Source organism: Gordonia sp. SMJS1 (genome assembly GCF_029866425.1).
GTDB classification, from domain to species: Bacteria; Actinomycetota; Actinomycetes; order Mycobacteriales; family Mycobacteriaceae; genus Gordonia; species Gordonia hongkongensis.
In genome coordinates, this window is record NZ_CP123381.1 from 1133094 (window position 1) to 1153466 (window position 20373).

A 20373-nucleotide genomic window follows, 5' to 3' on the forward strand; every position below is an offset into this window, starting at 1 on the left:
GGTGGCCGTCACATCGAGGGGCCGGCCCGACTTCCCTCACCGCGAACCATCGGATATTGTCATCGGCGCGGCGAGAGTTACCGGGCGGTAGGTTTCCCGCAGCCATCACCGAGAACCACGCGGCGGCGTTATGGGCGGGGACGGGTCGGTTAGAGTGACCCCAACCACAAATGCCGCCGGTTGGTGCGCGGTCACACCGTGGCCGCCTCGGGGGCAGCGATCGTCTGGAGGAAGTTGTGGGTGTTGAGGTCAGCGTCGAAGGACTCACCAAGTCGTTCGGTTCGCAGAACATCTGGCGTGATGTCACTCTGACCCTGCCGGAGGGGGAGGTTTCGGCGCTGCTGGGTCCGTCGGGTACCGGTAAGTCGGTGTTCCTGAAGACCCTGATCGGGCTGCTGCATCCGGAGCAGGGGTCGGTGATCATCGACGGGACCGACATCACGCAGTGTTCGGCCAAGGAGCTCTACGAGATCCGCAAGCTGTTCGGCGTGCTGTTCCAGGACGGCGCTTTGTTCGGGTCGATGAGCCTGTTCGACAACATCGCGTTCCCGCTTCGTGAGCACACGAAGAAAAAGGAGAACGAGGTCCGCGACATCGTGATGGAGAAGATCGACCTCGTCGGTCTGACCGGTGCCGAGGACAAGCTTCCCGGTGAGATCTCCGGCGGTATGCGCAAGCGCGCCGGGCTGGCGCGCGCGCTGGTCCTCGACCCGCAGATCATCCTGTGCGACGAGCCGGACTCGGGTCTGGATCCGGTGCGTACCGCCTACATCTCGCAGTTGCTGATCGACATCAACGCCCAGATCGACGCCACGATCCTGATCGTGACCCACAACATCAACATCGCGCGGACGATCCCGGACAACATCGGCATGTTGTTCCGCAAGGAACTGGTCATGTTCGGTCCGCGGGAGCAGTTGCTGACCTCGGAGCAGCCGGTGGTCAAGCAGTTCCTCTCCGGTGACCGGTTCGGTCCGATCGGTATGTCCGAGGAGAAGGACGAGGCGGTCCAGAAGCAGGAAGAGGCGATGCAGGCCGCGGGTATCTCCGGTGGTGGTACCAAGGAGGACTTCACCGAGATCATTCCGCAGGTGCAGCCCAATCCCGGTATGCCCGAACGCAAGGCGATCGCCCGGCACCGCGAGCGCGTGCACGCGATGCTGCCCGACCTGCCCCATAACGCTCAGGAGGCGATCCGCCGCAGCCAGGAGCAGGAAGACCAGATCCGCGAGGAGAGCCGCCAGCACGCCGACAACATGGCGAACGGCAACGGCCCGTCCGGCAACAACAGCTCCGGCAATGAGTGGACGACCGCGCCGAGCAACGTCGCCGTCGCGGACTCCAAGACCGACGTCATCGACTACGGCGGCAGCGATGCCCCGACCGAACAGTGGCACACACCCGGTGATGCACTGACCAAGCCCAGCCATCGTGCTGATGGGAACGAAGGGCGGACACCCTAGGGATGAGCAGTGCCACCACGCGTGGCGTCGACCGAATCGCGCAAGCCGGGACAGGTGCCCTGTCACAGACCGGCAATATCGTTCAGCTCTTCGTCGATGTTGCACGCCAGACCTTTGTGCGCCCGTTTCAGTGGCGGGAGTTCATCCAGCAGGCGTGGTTCATCGCCAGTGTGACGATCCTGCCCACCGCCCTGATCGCGATTCCGTTCGGCGCGATCGTCTCGCTGCAGACGGGTTCACTCATCAAGCAGCTCGGCGCGGAGTCCTACACCGGCGCGGCCAGCGTGCTCGTCGTCATCCAGCAGGGTTCGCCGCTGGTGACGTCGTTGCTGATCGCGGGTGCGGCCGGGTCGGCCGTCGCCGCCGACCTCGGCTCGCGCACCATCCGCGAGGAGATCGACGCGATGGAGGTGCTCGGCATCAACCCGATCCAGCGTCTCGTCGTACCGCGTGTGCTGGCGATGGTTCTGGTGGCGATGCTGCTCAACGGTCTGGTCGCCGTCATCGGTATCGGCGGTGGTTACTTCTTCAACGTGGTCGTCCAAGGCGGTACGCCGGGCGCCTACCTCGCGTCGTTCGGTGCGCTGGCACAGCTGCCCGACCTCTGGGTCTCGACCCTCAAGGCCGCGATCTTCGGTGTCCTCGCCGGTGTCGTGGCGTCGTACAAGGGCCTCAACCCCAAGGGCGGTCCGAAGGGCGTGGGTGACGCGGTCAACCAGAGCGTCGTCATCACGTTCCTGCTGCTGTTCCTGGCGAACCTGATCATCACTGCGGTCTACCTGCAGGTCGTCCCACCGAAGGGGAGCTAGACGTGACCGAAGGTGGGGGCGGTGTGACCATCGCCAAGAGCCGGCCCGAGTACTACATGTACGAGGCCCGCAAGCAGCTGGGCAAGCCGCTGAAGGTGCTCGACGGCGCCGGCGAGCAGATGTCGTTCTACGGCCGGACGCTCGCGTGGATGCCGAAGACGATCGTGCATTACACGCGCGAGGTCCTGCGCCTGCTCGCCGAAGTCGCGTTCGGATCGGGCGGACTCGCGGTCATCGGCGGCACCATCGGCGTGATGGTGCTGATGTCGGGGTTCACCGGCGTCGTGGTCGGCCTGCAGGGGTACGCCGCGCTCGACCAGATCGGGTCGCAGGCCCTCACCGGCTTCCTCTCCGCCTACGTCAACACCCGCGAGGTGGCCCCGCTGGTGGCGGGTCTCGCGCTGTCGGCGACCGTCGGCTGCGGCTTCACCGCCCAGCTCGGCGCCATGCGGATCTCGGAGGAGATCGACGCGCTGGAGACGATGGCCGTGCCGTCGATCCCGTTCCTGGTGTCGACCCGAGTGATCGCCGGTTTCATCGCGGTCATCCCGCTGTACGTGCTCGGCCTGCTGTCGGCGTACCTCGCCTCCCGCGTGGTGACGACGGTCTTCAACGGCCAGTCCGGCGGCTCCTACGACCACTACTTCAACCTGTTCCTGCCACCGGCCGACGTCTTGTGGTCGTTCGGCAAGGTGCTGGTCTTCGCGTTCGTGATCATCCTCGTGCACTGCTACTACGGCTACTACGCCTCGGGCGGTCCCGCGGGTGTGGGCGTGGCCGTCGGGCACGCGGTTCGAGCGGCTCTGGTGCTGATCGCGGTCCTGGACTTCTTCCTCGGCCTGGCGATCTGGGGCACCACGACAACCGTGCGAGTGGGAGGTTAACGTGACGCTGCTGCGTAAACGGTTGCTCGGACTCGTCTTCTTCCTCGTCGTCGCGTTGTTCCTCACCTTGACGATCACCAAGTTCAACAAGACGTTCACCGAGTTCACCGACGTCACGTTGCTGACCGACTCGACCGGCAACGCGCTGCCGGCGAACGCCGACGTCAAGGCCCGCGGCATGACCGTCGGCGAGGTGCGCGAGGTCAAGCCCGGACCCGACGGTTCCGTCGAAGTCGTGTTGGGACTCAACCCCGATCAGGCGTCGACGCTGTCGGCCGAGACCACCGCGCGCATCCTGCCGAAGACCCTGTTCGGCGAGCGCTACGTCGCCCTGCAGGTGCCGGAGGACAACTCCGGGCCGACGCTGAGCAACGGTGCGACGATCCAGACCGACCAGAGCGGCAACGCACTGGAAATCCAGCAGTTGTTCGACAAGCTGCTCCCGGTCCTCGAGGCGATCCCGCCGCAGGATCTGAACGCCACGCTGACCTCGCTGTCGTCGGCACTCTCGGGCCGCGGCGAGCAGCTGGGCACGACGCTGGAGGAACTCGACCAGATCTTCGGCGAGATCAACGAGAACCTGCCCGAACTCGAGGGCACCCTCGAGGGGTTGGCCAGCTTCTCGCAGACCTACTCCGAGGCGCTGCCCGACGTGGTCGACGCGCTCGACTCCCTGCGCACGACGACGAACACCATCGTCGAACGCCAGGACGACCTGCGGACCCTCATCGCCACCCTGGGTGTCGCGTCCGACGACCTGACCGGCTGGCTCCGTGCCAACCGCACCGACCTCATCGACCTGGCCGTCGACTCCGAGGAACTCCTCGTCGGACTCGCCAAGCAGTCACCGGCGTTCGTGTGCACCTTCCGCAACTTCGCGGGTCTGATCCCGGAGTCGCGCAAGATCGTCGGCCAGGGCACCGACAATCCGGGTGTGCGGGTGAACCTGCAGTTCGTCAACCCCCGTGGCCGTTACCTACCGAACCAGGACGAACCCCGCTTCATGGACCTCGATCCGCCCGCTGTGTGTTACGACCCCAAGATGGGTGGCGACCGCCCGTTCCCGCAGTACCCGGGTGGTTCGCTCGCCGACGGCAGCTACCAACCGCCGTCACGTAACCCCGGTCCGCGCACGATGCCCGAGTTGCCGCAGCCGCAGTTCAGCGGCGTGCCCGCGGGGTCGGTCTCGGCCGCGTCGGGTGCGAAGCCGGTCGCGGTGGAGTCCAACCCGTTCGACGACCCGGACTACCGCAAGCAGCTGCAGGTCATCTACGGCGCCACCTCGGGCAAGGCGCCCGAAGAGGTGCCCACCTGGGTGACCATGATCGGCGGCGGTGCGCTGCAGGGTGCGAAGGTCGACATCAAATGAAGTCGATCGTCGGACCGCTGATCAAGTTGGTCATCTTCGGCGTGGTCACGGTGGTGACCACGAGTCTGCTCGCCGTCACCATCGCCAATGCGGGCGGTGACGGGGACGCGAAGTTCAACGCCGTCTTCACCGACGCCACGCTGCTCAACCCGGGCGACGACGTGCGCATCGCCGGTGTGCGTGTGGGACAGGTCGAGAGCGTCGAGGTCTACGACCGCAACAAGGCGAAGGTCGCGTTCAACGTCGACCGCGACCGGCTGCCGGACGGGACCCAGCTCTTCATCCGCTACCGCAACCTGACCGGGCTCCGGTACCTCGCGCTCGAGCGCGGGGCGGGCGATCCGTCGCAGACGGTCGCGCAGGGGCACACCTTCGGTCTGAACCCGGGCGTCAAGGACACCCACCCGCCGGTCAACCTGACCGAGCTGTTCAACGGATTCCGTCCGCTGTTCCAGCAGCTCTCGGCCTCCGACGTGAACAAGCTGACCGAGCAGATCATCGCGATCTTCGACGGTCAGGGCGGTTCGATCACCCGTCTGGTCAGCGACACCGCCGATCTGACGAACGCGATCGCCGACAAGGACAAGGTCATCGGTGAGCTGATCACGAACCTCACCAAGGTCCTCGACACCGTCAACCGCAACGACGAACAGTTCACCAGCCTGCTCGACAACACCGAGAAGCTCGTGACAGGCCTTGCGGCGCAACGCGGTTCGGTGGGTTCGGCGATCACCTCGGTCTCCAATCTGACCTCGGTCACGGCGAACATCCTCGGTGCGACGCGGCCGTCCATCCAGGGCGACATCGCCGGCCTGAAGTCGCTCGCCGATCAGATCAACGCGCGCGACGAGGACATCGAGGAGACGCTGACCAATCTGCCGATCAAGCTCCAGAAGATCGGCCGCGCAGCGACATTCGGTTCCTGGTTCCAGTTCTACCTGTGCGGTATCGACGTGGTGGCGGGCAACGGCAAGTCGCCGGTGCTGACGCAACCGCTGGTCCCGCTGCCCGACATCAACCATGTGCTCTACACCAGTGCGGCGACGCGCTGCTGGGCCGACGACCGGCCAGGGGGGTGACCACGATGGCAGACAACAACGATCCGAACCCGCGTGACCCGAATGTGAACGACGACGAACGCGACGCGGCTGACGCCCCGGTGCAGCATCCGCACCGGCGCTTCGGCGGCCGGCGCAGCCCGGTCAGCATCGGCGCCATCGGCATCCTCATCCTGATGATGCTCGGACTCAGCTCGTTCTATCTCGCCGAACTGCCGCTGCTCGGCGCGGGTGCGCGCTACACGGCGAAGTTCACCGAGGCCGCCGGCCTCAAGCCGGGCAACGAGGTCCGCGTCGCGGGCGTGAAGGTGGGCGAGGTCGACGACGTCACCCTGGACGGGGACCGCGTCAACGTGACCTTCCGGGTGGAGAACACCTGGATCGGTGACCAGACCCAGGCGACGATCCAGATCAAGACGATCCTCGGTCAGAAGTTCCTGTCGCTGAATCCGCGTGGCAGCGAGCCCGCCGATCCCGACGTCCCGCTGACCGACACGGTCGCCCCGTACGACGTCATCGAGGCGTTCTCCGGTGCGGCCGAGCAGATCGGCGAACTCGACAACGACCAGCTGGCCGAGTCGATGCGCGTGCTGTCGGACACCTTCTCGGGGACCGCGGGTACCACGGGACCGGCGCTCGACGGCATCGCCCGTCTGTCGCAGACGATCTCGAGCCGCGACCAAGAGGTGCAGCGACTGCTCGCCGCGACGAAGGACACCTCGAAGATCCTGGCCGACCGCAACGAGGAGTTCGTGCGCCTCATCGGCGGCGCCGGTCAGTTGCTCGACGAGCTGAACAACCGCCAGCGCAACATCTCGGCGTTGCTGGCCAGCACCACGAGCCTTGGTGATTCGCTCACCGGCATCGTGCGCGACAACGAGGAACAGATCGGACCGGCACTCGACGCGCTGAAGGGCGTGAACGAGCTGCTGCAGCGGCAGAACCAGAACATCCGCGACTCGATCAAGTACATGGCGCCCTTCTACCGCCTGTACGCGAACGTGCTCGGCAACGGTCGATGGTTCGAGTCGTCGGTCGTGAACCTCCTGCCGCCGGCACTGCCGCAGCAGAACACGACGCGGCCGCCGAACAAGCAGGCCATGGAGAACCAGGCCGGAACGGGGGTCGGCTGATGACCGCACCAGACCTGACCCAGAACTCGGGTCCCGGTCGCTGGTTCACGCCGCGGCACATCGTGGTGCTCGTGATCGGGCTGATCCTCGCACTCATCGTCGCGGGTGCGCTGTGGTGGGTGTTCACCTCGGTCGGCACCACCAAGATCACCGCGACCTTCAAGCGGTCGGTCGGCATCTACGAGGGCTCCGATGTCCGGGTGCTCGGGGTGGCGGTCGGCAAGGTCGACTCGGTCACGCCGGAGGGCGACACCGTCAAGGTGACGATGACCGTCGACCGCGGTGTCGAGCTGCCCGCGGATGTCCGTGCGGTGCAGATCATCCCGTCGGTCGTCGCGGATCGCTACATCCAGCTGACCCCGGCCTACACGGGCGGGGAGAAGGCGCCTCGCGACCTCACCCTCTCCGTCGACCAGACGATGGTCCCGGTGGAGGTCGACCAGATCTACGCGAGTGTCAAGGAGCTGTCCGACGCTCTCGGACCCGATGGCGCCAACAAGACCGACGGCACCGGCCGGCAGGGTGCGGTGAGTGAACTCGTCACCACCGGCGCGGAGAACCTCGAGGGCAACGGCGAGAAGCTCGGCGCGGCCATCGAGGGATTGTCGAAAGCGTCGACGACGCTCAGCGACTCGCGCGGCAACCTCTTCGACACCGTCAAGAACCTGAACGTCTTCGTCGGCGCGCTGCGTGAGAACGACGCCCAGGTGCGGCAGTTCAACACGCAGATGGCCTCGTTCAACCAGTTCCTCGCCGGTGAGCGCGAGCAGCTCGCCGCGGCGCTGAACAAGCTGTCGATCGCTCTCGGCGACGTGGCGACGTTCCTTGCCGACAACCGTGAGCAGATCGGGGAGACGGTGAAGGACCTGCAGCCGACGACCCAGGCCCTGCTCGATCAGAAGAACAACCTCAAAGAGGTCCTGACCGTGCTGCCGATCACGGTGAACAACCTGATCAACGCCTACGACGCCGAGTCGGGCACGCTGTCGATGCGCCTGACGATCCCGGACCTGCAGGATCTGATCGGTGCCCAGTGTCGCCTGCTCGACCTCGGCAAGCTGCTGCCGGGCAACCCGGCCGCCGATCAGTTCAGCGACACCCTGCGGCCGCTGATCAGCCAGTGCGAGGAGATCGGTGAGCAGATCCAGGAAGGCGTCCTCGAGCCGCTGCTGCCCGTGCTGCCCTTCGGCATCATGAGCAACAACAAACTGCAGCGTGCGCCGGTGCCGGGCACCGTCCCGGGCAACCCCGATCCGGAGATCGGCAACCCGCCGTCGGAGCGGGCCCCGGCCTCCTCGTCGACCACCCCGCGACCCCGGGGAGGCAACTGATGAACCGCACGTCGATGCGTACGGCGATGGCCGGCGCGGCGCTGTCGCTGACCCTGCTGGTGACCGGCTGTATGTCCAACGGCATCCAGTCGATCCCGCTGCCCGGCGGGGTGAACACAGGCGACAACGCGCGCACGTACAAGATCCAGTTCGACGACGTGCTCGACCTCGTGCCGCAGTCGATGGTCAAACGCGACGGGATCCCGGTCGGGCGCGTGACCAAGGTCGAGGTGCCCAACGATCAGTGGTTCGCCCAGGTCACCGTCGAGGTGCAGAACAACGTCGACCTGTCCGATGAGGCCGAGGCGAGCGTGCAGCAGACCTCGCTGCTCGGTGAGAAGTTCGTGTCGCTCACCGAGCCCGACGGCAGTGCCGACGCGCCGCGCCAGAACCCGGACCAGCCGATCCCGGTGTCGCGGACACGGACCGCCACCGACATCGAACAGGTCCTCGGGGCGCTCGCGCTGCTGCTCAACGGCGGTGGCCTCAACCAGCTGCAGCCGATCGTCACCGAGCTCAACAAGGCACTCGACGGCCGGACCGACAAGGTGCGCGACCTGATCGGCGAGACCGAGGACCTGATCGCCGGCCTCAACCGTCAGCGCGACGACATCATCACCGCGATCGACGGCCTGGCCGAGCTGTCCACCCGGACCGCCGCGCAGACCGCGCAGATCGACCGCATCCTCAAGCAGCTGCCCGCGGGCGTCGAGGTGCTCGAGGAGCAGCGTCCGCAGTTCGTCGAACTGCTGACCAAGCTCGACGAGCTCGGCCAGGTCGGTACCGACGTGCTGGGCAAGTCGCGCAAGGCGCTGATCAACGACCTGAAGGCGTTGCGGCCGGTGCTGACGCAGCTCGCCGCGGCGGCTCCGGATCTGATCACCGCCGCGCCGCTGATGCTCACGCATCCGTTCCCGGACTGGTTGCTGCCGGGTGTGCGCGGTGACTCGACCAACCTGTTCATGACGCTGGACCTCCGCGTGCTCAATCAGCTCGAGGCGCTCGGTGTCGGCCAGGGGACCCCGAGGTACGTCCCGCCCGCTCGGGTGAACGTGCCGGTCGACCGGCGCAACCCGTACTACCGCGGCAACGGCCCGCGCTACGGCTGGCCGACGATCACGCTGCTCCCGCCGGCCCCGAACTCACGTCCGGGACCGAACACCCCGCCGTCGGGTGGCACCTACCCCGCGTCGTTCTCACGCCCGGCCGATGCGGCCGGACAGATGCCGACCCCGGCGGTGCCCGGTCAGGGCATCCTCGACGGTCCGCTGGCCGCCATGGGGCTCGCTCCGGCGGCGTCCGCCGGGAACCCGGCATCCGACCCGTCAGGAGGTGGACGATGATCGGCAAGCTCGTCAAGATCCAGCTGATCGTGTTCGTCGTCGTCGGCCTGGTGGCGCTGGTCTACGTGGGCGCGAAGTACGCCCGTCTGGACAAACTGGCCGGTGTCGGCATGTACACCGTCACCGCCAAGCTGCCCGACTCCGGCGGCATCTTCACCAACGCCGAGGTCACCTATCAGGGTGTGCCCGTGGGTCGCGTCGGCAAGCTGACGCTGACGCCCGACGGCGTGGACGTCGCTCTCGACATCGACTCGGGTGGGCCGGAGATCCCGGCGTCGGCGACCGCGGTCGTCGCGAACCGGTCGGCGATCGGTGAGCAGTTCGTCGATCTGCAGCCGACGTCGTCGGAGGGGCCGTACCTGAAGGGCGGCGACACGATCACCAAGTACGCGCTGCCCGAGCCGCTCGAGGACGTGGTGGCCTCGGCGATCGACTTCACCGATTCGATCCCGGTCGACGACCTGAACACGGTCATCACCGAACTCGGCAACGCGTTCAACGGCCAGGGCGAGAACCTGACCCGCCTCGTCGACTCGCTCGGCAAGCTCTCGCGGGCCGGCGTCGACAACCTGAGCGAGACGGTCGCGCTCATCCAGAACTCGAACGTCGTGCTCGACACGCAGGCCGACCAGTCCGACGCGATCCTGACCTGGTCGCGCAACCTGAACCTGGTGACCGCGACCCTCGCCTCGGCCGATCCCGACCTGCGGCGACTGCTCACCACGGGCACCTTGTCGGCGACGCAGATCTCGGAGCTGATCCAGAAGAACGGAAACGACCTGTCGAAGGTCGTGAAGGATCTCGCCGAGGTGGCCCGCACGATCGAGCCGGCGACCTACACGACGTCGACGACGTTCGCGATGCTCTCCGCGCTGTCGGCGGGCAGCCACGCACCCGCGCCGGGCGACGGCCAGATCCACTTCGGTGTCGTCCTCGAGACGAACAACCCCGCGGCCTGTACGCGCGGATACGAGAGCACCGACGCGGTGTTGGCCGAGGCTCGTCGCCAGAACCCGGACTTCGACGTCCACTACGACGACTTCGCGTTCAACACCGAGGCGAAATGTACGGTGCCGTTCGGTAATCCGACGGGTGTCCGCAGTGCCGGGCGTGCCCAGTACGCCAACCCGGCGTACCCGCAGCCGTGGGACAACACCCCCAAGAAGGATCCCGACAAGCTCAACCTCAACCCGCTCGCCCAGCAGCTCGCAGCGCTGCTCGGCGTCCGGCCGCGCTAGACCCGACCACCCGACGAGCGTCGCCGCCCCTGATCGGACCTCCCACGGTCCGAACCTCGGCCTTGGCTTGCGCTCAGGAGCGATATATACAGTGTGTTCCCGATGACTGGCACCGCAGAACCGACAGAGAACAAGCCCGGCGGCCCCCGTCCCGCCCTGCGGCGGGCGGCGAAGTCCGCACCGTTCGTCCTGGCTGCCGTGGCGGTCGTGGTCGGCGTGGTGCTCGTCGCCGTGTTCGGTGTGCGGGCCTACAACGTCTACTTCGACGAGTACCCGGCGCAGGAGACGCGCGACGCCGCCACCCAGGCCGCCGAGCAGGCCGTCCTCAACATCACGACGATCGACCCGGCCGACGTCGACGGCTTCCGCAAGCGTGCGGAGGCGTCCCTGACCGGGAAGGCCAAGGACGAGGTGCTCGGCAGTGAGAAAGACGGTGAGGGCGGCAACGTGCTCGACATGCTCGGGACCGCCGGACCGAACACCGCCAAGCTGAACGCGCGCCTCTTGCGCAGCGCACCGAGCGAGGTCGACGCCGACGAGCAGAAGGCCAAGGTGCTCGTCTACGTCGTGACGACGCTCGAACGCCCCGGCCAGCCCGGGATCGACGAGACACGCGGCTTCGACGTCAGCATGACCAAGGACGGCGACACCTGGAAGGCCGAGAACATCCTCGGTCTGGAGGGCATCGCCTACGCCGACGGCGGTGGCGCGCCCGCCCCCGCGGCCCCGGCCCCGGCTCCGGAAGGGGGCAACTGATGGCACCGGACCGCGGTAAGAAGAAGCCCACCCCGAAGCGCCGCCCGACCCCGAAGGTCGCCGGCCGGACCTCCCCGCCCTCTGAGGTGCGAGAAGCCCCCCTGCCCCCTGAGGTGTCGGACGAAGCGACAACCCCTCTGCCCCCTGAGGTGTCGGACGAAGCTGCGTCCCCCTTGCTCCCTGAGGTGCGAGGAGCGAAAGCCGCCGGGCCGAGCGAGCGAAGCGAGTCGAGGTCGACGAGCCACGAAGGGCCTGGTGACGCCACCGCGGAAACCGGCAATTCCCTGCCCCCTGAGGTGCGAGGAGCGCGAGCGACGAGCCTCGAAGGGCCTGGTGACGCCACCGCGGAAACCGACACCGCGGAAACCGACGCCGTCAGCCTCGAGAAGCCCTCTCCGGCCGAGTCGCCCACACCCGACGTCACCAAACCCAAGACCAAACCGGTCGCGCGGGTCTCGACCCTGCGCCGCGGAGACACCCCGGCGCCGGCCGGGTCGTCGGACAAGCCGAACCGGCCGATGGGCCGGCGTCCCGGCAAGCGGGACCGGCGGGGGAGGGGTGCCTCCCGCAATCCCCTCGGCATCCGTACCGGAGTGCTGGCGGGCATCGCGGCCGTGTTGTTCGTCATCGCTGCCATCCTCGCGTTCCATCCGGGCGCCGAGATCGGACCGAACAAGGCGTTCGTGGACCAGGAGTCGACATCGCAGCTCACCTCGCAGGCCCAGGAGCGGATCTGCGCGGTGTTCGGGTATGACCACACCGAACTCGACGAGTGGCAGCGGCGGGCGCAGGACGCGCTGACCGGGCAGGCCCGCACGGAGTTCGACGACACGCTGAAGGCGCAGCGCGAGCTGATCACGCAGACCAAGACGGGTGCGGAGTGCCGGGTCGACGCGATCGGCGTCCGGGACCTCTCCGGCGCCGACGACGGCGCGACCGCGACCGTCATCGCGAACCTGGTGGTGAGCGAGACGCAGAACAGCATGGCCACCAACAGCGGTGCACCGCGCGCCCAGTTCGCGATGGTGCGTGAGGGCGACCAGTGGCGGATCCGGGCGGTCGAGCCCTTCTGATCGAGGTGCGTCGCCCCCTCATCACCAGGTCGGACGCCGAGTTCGACACCGACTTCGCGAAATTCGCGCGTAGCGCTTGACGTGGAGGCGATGTCGGGCCAGGCTGTGACCAGCGATCGACGTGCAGGCAGCCACCCGCGCGAAATCGCTTTCCAGACGGCTTGACAAAGTGCGTCTATTTTCTGCTACAGTTGGACGTTGCGCTGGCTGCCTCCTGTCCATCTATCGATCCTTCTTCGGCCACTCTCTAGACGTGTGTGCTGCGGTGATCGCCGATTCCAGGGTGTCACCAGCGAACGGCCCATCAAGCCACGTACTGCACATCTAGGTTGTGAATAACGTCGTGTTGGAAGGACGCATCTTGGCAGTCAACCGCCAGTCCACCTCAACAATCCCCGGCGCGCCGCATCGCGCGTCGTTTGCAAAGATCAGCGAGCCGCTGGAGGTCCCGGGCCTCCTCGACCTCCAACTCGATTCGTTCGAATGGCTCGTCGGTTCGCCGGAGTGGCGCGCGAAGGCGATCGCCCGCGGCGACGAGAACCCGACCGGTGGCCTCGAGGACATCCTCCACGAGCTGTCCCCGATCGAGGACTTCTCCGGTTCGATGTCCCTGTCGTTCTCCGAGCCGCACTTCGACGAGGTCAAGGCCTCCGTCGAGGAGTGCAAGGACAAGGACATGACCTACGCGGCGCCGCTGTTCGTCACCGCGGAGTTCATCAACAACAACACCGGCGAGATCAAGTCGCAGACCGTCTTCATGGGCGACTTCCCGATCATGACCGAAAAGGGCAGCTTCATCATCAACGGCACCGAGCGTGTCGTGGTGAGCCAGCTGGTGCGCAGCCCCGGCGTGTACTTCGACGCCTCGATCGACAAGACCACCGAGAAGACCCTGCACACCGTCAAGGTGATCCCGGGTCGCGGTGCGTGGCTCGAGTTCGACGTCGACAAGCGCGACACCGTGGGTGTGCGTATCGACCGCAAGCGCCGTCAGCCGGTCACCGTGCTGCTCAAGGCGCTGGGCTTCACCGCCGAGGAGATCACCGAGCGGTTCGGGTTCTCCGAGATCATGATGTCGACGCTGGAGAAGGACAACACCGGCAGCCAGGACGAGGCGCTGCTGGAGGTCTACCGCAAGCTGCGCCCGGGTGAGCCGCCGACCAAGGAGTCCGCGGAGAACCTCCTGGAGAACCTGTTCTTCAAGGACAAGCGTTACGACCTCGCCCGCGTGGGCCGCTACAAGGTCAACAAGAAGCTGGGCCTGACGGGCAACCCGATGGTGGGCGAGTCCACGCTGACCCGCGAGGACATCATCGCGACCGTCGAGTACCTGGTGCGTCTGCACGAGGCCGACCCGCACACCACCACCTACATGACCGTCCCCGGTGGCGTCGAGGTGCCCGTCGAGGTCGACGACATCGACCACTTCGGCAACCGTCGCCTGCGTACCGTCGGCGAGCTGATCCAGAACCAGATCCGCGTGGGCCTCTCGCGTATGGAGCGTGTCGTGCGTGAGCGTATGACCACCCAGGACGTCGAGGCGATCACCCCGCAGACCCTGATCAACATCCGTCCGGTCGTGGCGGCGATCAAGGAGTTCTTCGGGACCAGCCAGCTGTCGCAGTTCATGGACCAGAACAACCCGCTGTCGGGTCTGACCCACAAGCGTCGTCTGTCGGCGCTGGGCCCGGGTGGTCTGAGCCGTGAGCGTGCCGGCCTCGAGGTGCGCGACGTGCACCCGTCGCACTATGGCCGCATGTGCCCGATCGAGACCCCTGAGGGTCCGAACATCGGTCTGATCGGTTCGCTCTCGGTGTACGCGCGGGTCAACCCGTTCGGATTCATCGAGACCCCGTACCGCAAGGTCGTCGACGGCGTCGTCTCCGATGACATCGAGTACATGACCGCCGACGAGGAGGACCGCTTCCTCATCGGTCAGGCGAACACCAACTTCGACGGCAGCGGACGCATCACCGACGAGCGTGTCCTGGTGCGCAAGAAGGGCTCCGAGGTGGAGTTCGTCGGCGCGACCGATGTCGAGTACCTCGACGTCTCGCCGCGTCAGATGGTGTCCGTCGCGACCGCGATGATCCCGTTCCTCGAGCACGATGACGCCAACCGCGCCCTGATGGGTGCGAACATGCAGCGTCAGGCCGTGCCGCTGGTGCGCAACGAGTCGCCGCTGGTCGGTACCGGCATGGAGCTGCGTGCCGCCGTCGACGCCGGTGACGTCATCGTGTCGTCGAAGACCGGTGTGGTGGAAGAGGTCTCGGCCGACTACATCACCGTCATGTCCGACGACGGCACCCGCGACACGTACCGGATGCGCAAGTTCGCGCGCTCCAACCACGGCACCTGCGCCAACCAGCGTCCGATCGTGGACGAGGGTCAGCGCGTGGAGTCCGGCCAGGTCCTCGCCGACGGCCCCTGCACCGAGAACGGTGAGATGGCGCTCGGCAAGAACCTGCTCGTGGCGATCATGCCGTGGGAGGGCCACAACTACGAGGACGCGATCATCCTGAGCCAGCGGCTCGTGGAGGAGGACGTGCTCACCTCGATCCACATCGAGGAGCACGAGATCGACGCCCGCGACACCAAGCTCGGTGCCGAGGAGATCACCCGGGACATCCCGAACGTCTCCGACGAGGTCCTCGCCGATCTCGACGAGCGCGGCATCGTGCGCATCGGTGCCGAGGTCCGCGACGGCGACATCCTGGTCGGCAAGGTCACCCCGAAGGGCGAGACCGAGCTGACCCCGGAAGAGCGTCTGCTGCGTGCCATCTTCGGTGAGAAGGCCCGTGAGGTCCGCGACACGTCGCTGAAGGTGCCGCACGGCGAGACCGGCAAGGTCATCGGCGTGCGCGTGTTCAGCCGCGAGGACGACGACGACCTGGCTCCCGGCGTCAACGAGCTGGTCCGCGTGTACGTGGCCCAGAAGCGCAAGATCCAGGACGGCGACAAGCTCGCCGGTCGTCACGGCAACAAGGGCGTCATCGGCAAGATCCTCCCGCAGGAGGACATGCCGTTCCTGCCCGATGGCACCCCCGTCGACATCATCCTCAACACCCACGGTGTGCCGCGGCGTATGAACATCGGCCAGATCCTGGAGACCCACCTCGGGTGGGTGGCCAAGGCCGGCTGGAACATCAACGTCGCCGAGGGTGTGCCGGAGTGGGCGTCGCGTCTGCCCGAGGACATGTACTCGGCCGAGCCCGACACCAACACCGCCACCCCGGTGTTCGACGGCGCCCGCGAGGAGGAGCTGACCGGACTGCTGTCCTCGACGCTGCCGAACCGCGACGGTGAGGTCATGGTCAACGGCGACGGCAAGGCGACGCTGTTCGACGGTCGTTCCGGCGAGCCGTTCCCGTACCCGGTGTCGGTCGGCTACATGTACATCATCAAGCTGCACCACCTGGTCGACGACAAGATCCACGCTCGTTCGACCGGCCCGTACTCGATGATCACCCAGCAGCCGCTGGGTGGTAAGGCGCAGTTCGGTGGTCAGCGCTTCGGTGAGATGGAGTGCTGGGCCATGCAGGCCTACGGTGCGGCGTACACGCTGCAGGAACTGCTGACCATCAAGTCGGACGACGTGGTGGGCCGCGTCAAGGTCTACGAGGCGATCGTCAAGGGCGAGAACATCCCGGAGCCGGGTATCCCCGAGTCGTTCAAGGTGCTGCTGAAGGAGCTTCAGTCGCTGTGCCTGAACGTCGAGGTGCTCAGCTCCGACGGTGCCGCCATCGAGATGCACGACACCGACGACGAGGACCTGGAGCGCGCCGCTGCCAACCTCGGCATCAACCTGTCGCGCAACGAGTCGGCCACCGTCGACGATCTCGCCAACTGATCTGACCCTCACCCGGCCGGGTTTCGCCCCGGCCACTGACAACAGAGCTCTGGAAAGGTAACAAGTGCTCGACGTCAACTTTTTCGACGAACTGAAGATCGGCCTGGCCACGGCCGACGACATCCACAACTGGTCATACGGTGAGGTCAAGAAGCCGGAGACGATCAACTACCGCACGCTCAAGCCGGAGAAGGACGGCCTGTTCTGCGAGAAGATCTTCGGCCCGACCCGCGACTGGGAGTGCTACTGCGGCAAGTACAAGCGCGTCCGCTTCAAGGGCATCATCTGTGAGCGCTGCGGCGTCGAGGTGACCAAGGCCAAGGTGCGCCGTGAGCGCATGGGCCACATCGAGCTGGCCGCCCCGGTCACGCACATCTGGTACTTCAAGGGTGTGCCGAGCCGGCTGGGCTACCTGCTCGACCTGGCGCCGAAGGATCTCGAGAAGATCATCTACTTCGCCGCCTACGTGATCACAGCGGTCGACGACGAGCTCCGTCACAACGAGCTCTCGACGCTCGAGGCCGAGATGGAGGTCGAGAAGAAGGCTGTCGCCGATCAGCGCGACGTCGACCTCAACGAGCGTCAGCAGAAGCTCGAGCAGGATCTCGCCGAGCTGGAGGCCGAGGGTGCCAAGGCCGACGTGCGCCGCAAGGTGCGCGACGGTGCCGACCGCGAGATGCGTCGTATGCGCGACGCCGCTCAGCGTGAGCTCGACGGTCTCGAGGAGATCTGGGACAAGTTCGTCAAGCTCGCCCCGGGCGACCTCATCATCGACGAGAAGCTCTACCGTCAGCTCGAAGAGCGCTACGGCGAGTACTTCCAGGGTTCGATGGGCGCCGAGGCGATCAAGAAGCTCCTGGAGACCTTCGACATCGACGCCGAGGCCGAGTCGCTGCGCGAGACCATCCGCAGCGGCAAGGGCCAGAAGAAGCTGCGCGCGCTCAAGCGGCTCAAGGTCGTCGCGGCGTTCCAGCAGTCGGGCAACTCGCCGCTGGGCATGGTTCTCGACGCCGTTCCGGTGATCCCGCCGGAGCTGCGTCCGATGGTTCAGCTTGACGGTGGCCGCTTCGCGACCTCCGACCTGAACGACCTGTACCGCCGCGTCATCAACCGCAACAACCGCCTCAAGCGACTGATCGATCTGGGTGCGCCCGAGATCATCGTCAACAACGAGAAGCGGATGCTGCAGGAGTCGGTCGACGCCCTGTTCGACAACGGTCGTCGTGGCCGTCCGGTCACCGGGCCGGGCAACCGCCCGCTGAAGTCGTTGAGCGATCTGCTCAAGGGCAAGCAGGGTCGTTTCCGTCAGAACCTGCTCGGCAAGCGCGTCGACTACTCGGGCCGTTCGGTCATCGTCGTCGGTCCGCAGCTCAAGCTGCACCAGTGTGGTCTGCCGAAGTTGATGGCTCTCGAGCTGTTCAAGCCGTTCGTGATGAAGCGTCTGGTCGACCTGAACCAGGCGCAGAACATCAAGTCGGCCAAGCGCATGGTCGAGCGTCAGCGCCCCGCGGTGTGGGACGTCCTCGAAGAGGTCATCGCCGAGCATCCGGTGCTGCTGAACCGTGCACCGACGCTGCACCGCCTCGGCATCCAGGCCTTCGAGCCGCAGCTGGTGGAGGGCAAGGCCATTCAGCTCCACCCGCTGGTGTGTGAGGCCTTCAACGCCGACTTCGACGGTGACCAGATGGCCGTGCACCTCCCGCTGTCGGCGGAGGCGCAGGCCGAGGCGCGCATCCTGATGCTGTCGTCGAACAACATCCTGTCGCCGGCGTCGGGCCGTCCGCTCGCCATGCCGCGTCTGGACATGGTGACCGGTCTGTACTACCTGACCACCCTCAAGGAGGGTGCGGCAGGCGAGTACACCGCGGCCAACGGCGACGACGTCGAGCGCGGCGTGTACTCGACCCCGGCCGAGGCCATCATGGCCGTCGACCGCGGTGTGCTGACCGTGCAGTCGCGCATCAAGGTGCGTCTGACCGACCAGCGTCCGCCGGCCGACATCGAGGCCGAGCAGTTCCCCGACGGCTGGAAGTACGGCTCGCCGTGGGACATCGAGACCACGCTGGGCCGGGTGCTGTTCAACGAGCTGTTGCCGATCGAGTACCCGTTCGTCAACGAGCAGATGCCGAAGAAGCGTCAGGCCGTGATCATCAACGATCTCGCCGAGCGCTACCCGATGATCGTGGTCGCCCAGACCGTCGACAAGCTGAAGGACGTCGGCTTCTACTGGGCCACCCGTTCGGGTGTCACGGTCTCGATGGCCGACGTGCTGGTGCCGCCGCAGAAGGCGGAGATCCTCGACAAGTACGAGGAGCGGGCCGACGGTCTGGAGCGCAAGTTCCAGCGCGGTGCCCTCACCCCGGACGAGCGTCGTGACTCCCTCGTGGAGATCTGGAAGCAGGCGACCGAAGAGGTCGGCGCGGCCATGGAGGCGCACTACCCGGACGACAACCCGATCCCGATGATCGTGAAGTCGGGTGCGGCGGGCAACATGACCCAGATCCGCTCGCTGGCGGGCATGAAGGGTCTGGTGACCAACCCGAAGGGTGAGTTCATCCCGCGTCCGATCAAGTCCTCGTTCCGCGAGGGCCTGACCGTGGCCGAGTACTTCATCAACACGCACGGTGCCCGAAAGGGTCTGGCCGACACCGCGCTTCGTACCGCCGACTCGGGTTACCTGACCCGTCGTCTGGTGGACGTGTCGCAGGACGTCATCGTGCGCGAGACCGACTGTGGCACCGAGCGTGGCATCACCACGACCATCGCCGAGAAGCAGGCCGACGGCACGCTCATCCGTGACGCGCACGTCGAGACCTCGACCTACGCCCGCACGCTGGCGCAGGACGCGGTCGACGCCGACGGCAACGTCATCGTCGAGCGCGGTCACGACCTGGGCGACCCGGCCATCGAGGCCCTGCTCGCCGCCGGCATCACGCAGGTGAAGGTCCGTTCGGTCCTGACCTGTGGGACCGGCACCGGTGTGTGTGCGATGTGCTACGGCCGTTCGATGGCCACCGGCAAGCTCGTCGACATCGGCGAGGCCGTCGGTATCATCGCGGCCCAGTCGATCGGTGAGCCCGGTACCCAGCTGACGATGCGTACGTTCCACCAGGGTGGCGTCGGTGACGACATCACCGGTGGTCTGCCGCGTGTCCAGGAGCTCTTCGAGGCCCGCGTCCCCAAGGGCGTGGCGCCGATCGCGGAGGTCTCCGGCCGGGTGCGCCTCGAGGACGACGACCGCTTCTACAAGATCACTCTCATCCCGGACGATGGTTCGGAAGAGGTTGTCATCGACAAGATCTCGAAGCGTCAGCGTCTGCGCGTGTTCAAGCACGACGACGGTTCCGAGCGGCTCCTCGCCGACGGTGACCACGTCGAGGTCGGCCAGCAGCTCATGGAGGGCTCGGCCAACCCGCACGAGGTGCTCCGCGTCATGGGTCCCCGTCAGGTGCAGATCCACCTGGTCAACGAGGTCCAGGAGGTCTACCGCAGCCAGGGTGTGTCGATCCACGACAAGCACATCGAGACCATCGTGCGTCAGATGCTGCGTCGCGTGACGATCATCGATCACGGTTCGACCGAGTTCCTGCCCGGTTCGCTCGTCGAGCGTGCCGAGTTCGAGGCGGCCAACCGTCAGGTCGTGACCGAGGGTGGCGAGCCCGCAGCCGGACGTCCGGTGCTGATGGGTATCACCAAGGCCTCGCTGGCGACCGAGTCGTGGCTGTCGGCGGCGTCGTTCCAGGAGACCACGCGTGTCCTGACCGACGCGGCGATCAACAGCCGCAGCGACAAGCTGATCGGTCTGAAGGAGAACGTGATCATCGGTAAGTTGATCCCGGCCGGTACCGGTATCAACCGCTACCGCAACATCCAGGTTCAGCCGACCGAGGAAGCTCGTGCCGCGGCGTACGCGGTGCCGTCCTACGACGACACCTACTACAGCCCGGACGGCACCTTCGGTGCTCCGGCCGGCGCTGCGGTGCCGCTGGACGACTACGGGTTCTCCAACGACTACCGGTAGGCGCTAGGACAAGACGACGCGGCCCCCGCACTCATCGCGAGTGCG

General features: G+C 66.5%; 13 protein-coding genes. All 13 read left to right on the forward strand.

From position 1 onward, the window contains the following. The first annotated feature begins 236 nt into the window (after positions 1 to 236). The 13 genes from QAD21_RS05200 to QAD21_RS05260 all read left to right on the forward strand — a co-directional run bounded on the left by QAD21_RS05200 (position 237) and on the right by QAD21_RS05260 (position 20328). Positions 237 to 1463: an ABC transporter ATP-binding protein gene (locus tag QAD21_RS05200; RefSeq protein WP_068970872.1), complete on the forward strand. Its 1227-nt coding sequence runs from the start codon at positions 237 to 239 to the stop codon at positions 1461 to 1463. Between the two features lie 2 nt (positions 1464 to 1465). Then, complete coding sequence (locus tag QAD21_RS05205; protein ID WP_004023366.1) at positions 1466 to 2272, forward strand: ABC transporter permease; 807 nt, start codon at positions 1466 to 1468, stop codon at positions 2270 to 2272. Positions 2273 to 2274: 2 nt separating this feature from the next. Continuing rightward, a complete protein-coding gene (locus QAD21_RS05210; RefSeq protein WP_058253306.1) occupies positions 2275 to 3156 on the forward strand; it encodes an ABC transporter permease in 882 nt (293 codons plus the stop codon). A 1-nt stretch (position 3157) separates the two neighbouring features. Further along, positions 3158 to 4525 (forward strand): MCE family protein, encoded by a 1368-nt coding sequence (locus tag QAD21_RS05215; protein WP_165630498.1) that lies wholly within the window; start codon positions 3158 to 3160, stop codon positions 4523 to 4525. Next, positions 4522 to 5604 carry an MlaD family protein gene (locus tag QAD21_RS05220; RefSeq protein ID WP_058253304.1) on the forward strand — a complete coding sequence of 361 codons (1083 nt, stop codon included), beginning with the start codon at positions 4522 to 4524 and terminating at the stop codon, positions 5602 to 5604. The genes QAD21_RS05215 and QAD21_RS05220 overlap by 4 nt, the downstream gene beginning before the upstream one ends. 5 nt (positions 5605 to 5609) lie before the next feature. Continuing rightward, the gene (locus tag QAD21_RS05225; RefSeq protein ID WP_065629320.1) at positions 5610 to 6716 is read left to right on the forward strand and encodes an MCE family protein; all 1107 of its coding nucleotides are present in this window, start codon (positions 5610 to 5612) and stop codon (positions 6714 to 6716) included. Beyond that, positions 6716 to 8047: an MCE family protein gene (locus QAD21_RS05230; protein ID WP_205333515.1), complete on the forward strand. Its 1332-nt coding sequence runs from the start codon at positions 6716 to 6718 to the stop codon at positions 8045 to 8047. Before QAD21_RS05225 ends, QAD21_RS05230 begins: the two co-directional genes overlap by 1 nt. Further along, positions 8047 to 9390 carry an MCE family protein gene (locus tag QAD21_RS05235; protein WP_159370212.1) on the forward strand — a complete coding sequence of 448 codons (1344 nt, stop codon included), beginning with the start codon at positions 8047 to 8049 and terminating at the stop codon, positions 9388 to 9390. Before QAD21_RS05230 ends, QAD21_RS05235 begins: the two co-directional genes overlap by 1 nt. Next, a complete protein-coding gene (locus tag QAD21_RS05240; RefSeq protein ID WP_205333516.1) occupies positions 9387 to 10628 on the forward strand; it encodes an MCE family protein in 1242 nt (413 codons plus the stop codon). Before QAD21_RS05235 ends, QAD21_RS05240 begins: the two co-directional genes overlap by 4 nt. Positions 10629 to 10730: 102 nt before the next feature. Continuing rightward, the gene (locus QAD21_RS05245; RefSeq protein ID WP_065629321.1) at positions 10731 to 11384 is read left to right on the forward strand and encodes a hypothetical protein; all 654 of its coding nucleotides are present in this window, start codon (positions 10731 to 10733) and stop codon (positions 11382 to 11384) included. Between the two features lie 296 nt (positions 11385 to 11680). Then, complete coding sequence (locus QAD21_RS05250; protein WP_307814805.1) at positions 11681 to 12457, forward strand: hypothetical protein; 777 nt, start codon at positions 11681 to 11683, stop codon at positions 12455 to 12457. A 343-nt stretch (positions 12458 to 12800) separates the two neighbouring features. Continuing rightward, positions 12801 to 16307, forward strand: coding sequence for a DNA-directed RNA polymerase subunit beta (locus tag QAD21_RS05255; protein ID WP_247451586.1), 3507 nt, complete (start codon positions 12801 to 12803; stop codon positions 16305 to 16307). A gap of 64 nt (positions 16308 to 16371) precedes the next feature. After that, on the forward strand, positions 16372 to 20328 hold the full coding sequence (locus tag QAD21_RS05260) for a DNA-directed RNA polymerase subunit beta' (protein WP_065629271.1): 3957 nt from the start codon (positions 16372 to 16374) through the stop codon (positions 20326 to 20328). The last annotated feature ends 45 nt before the right edge of the window (positions 20329 to 20373 follow it).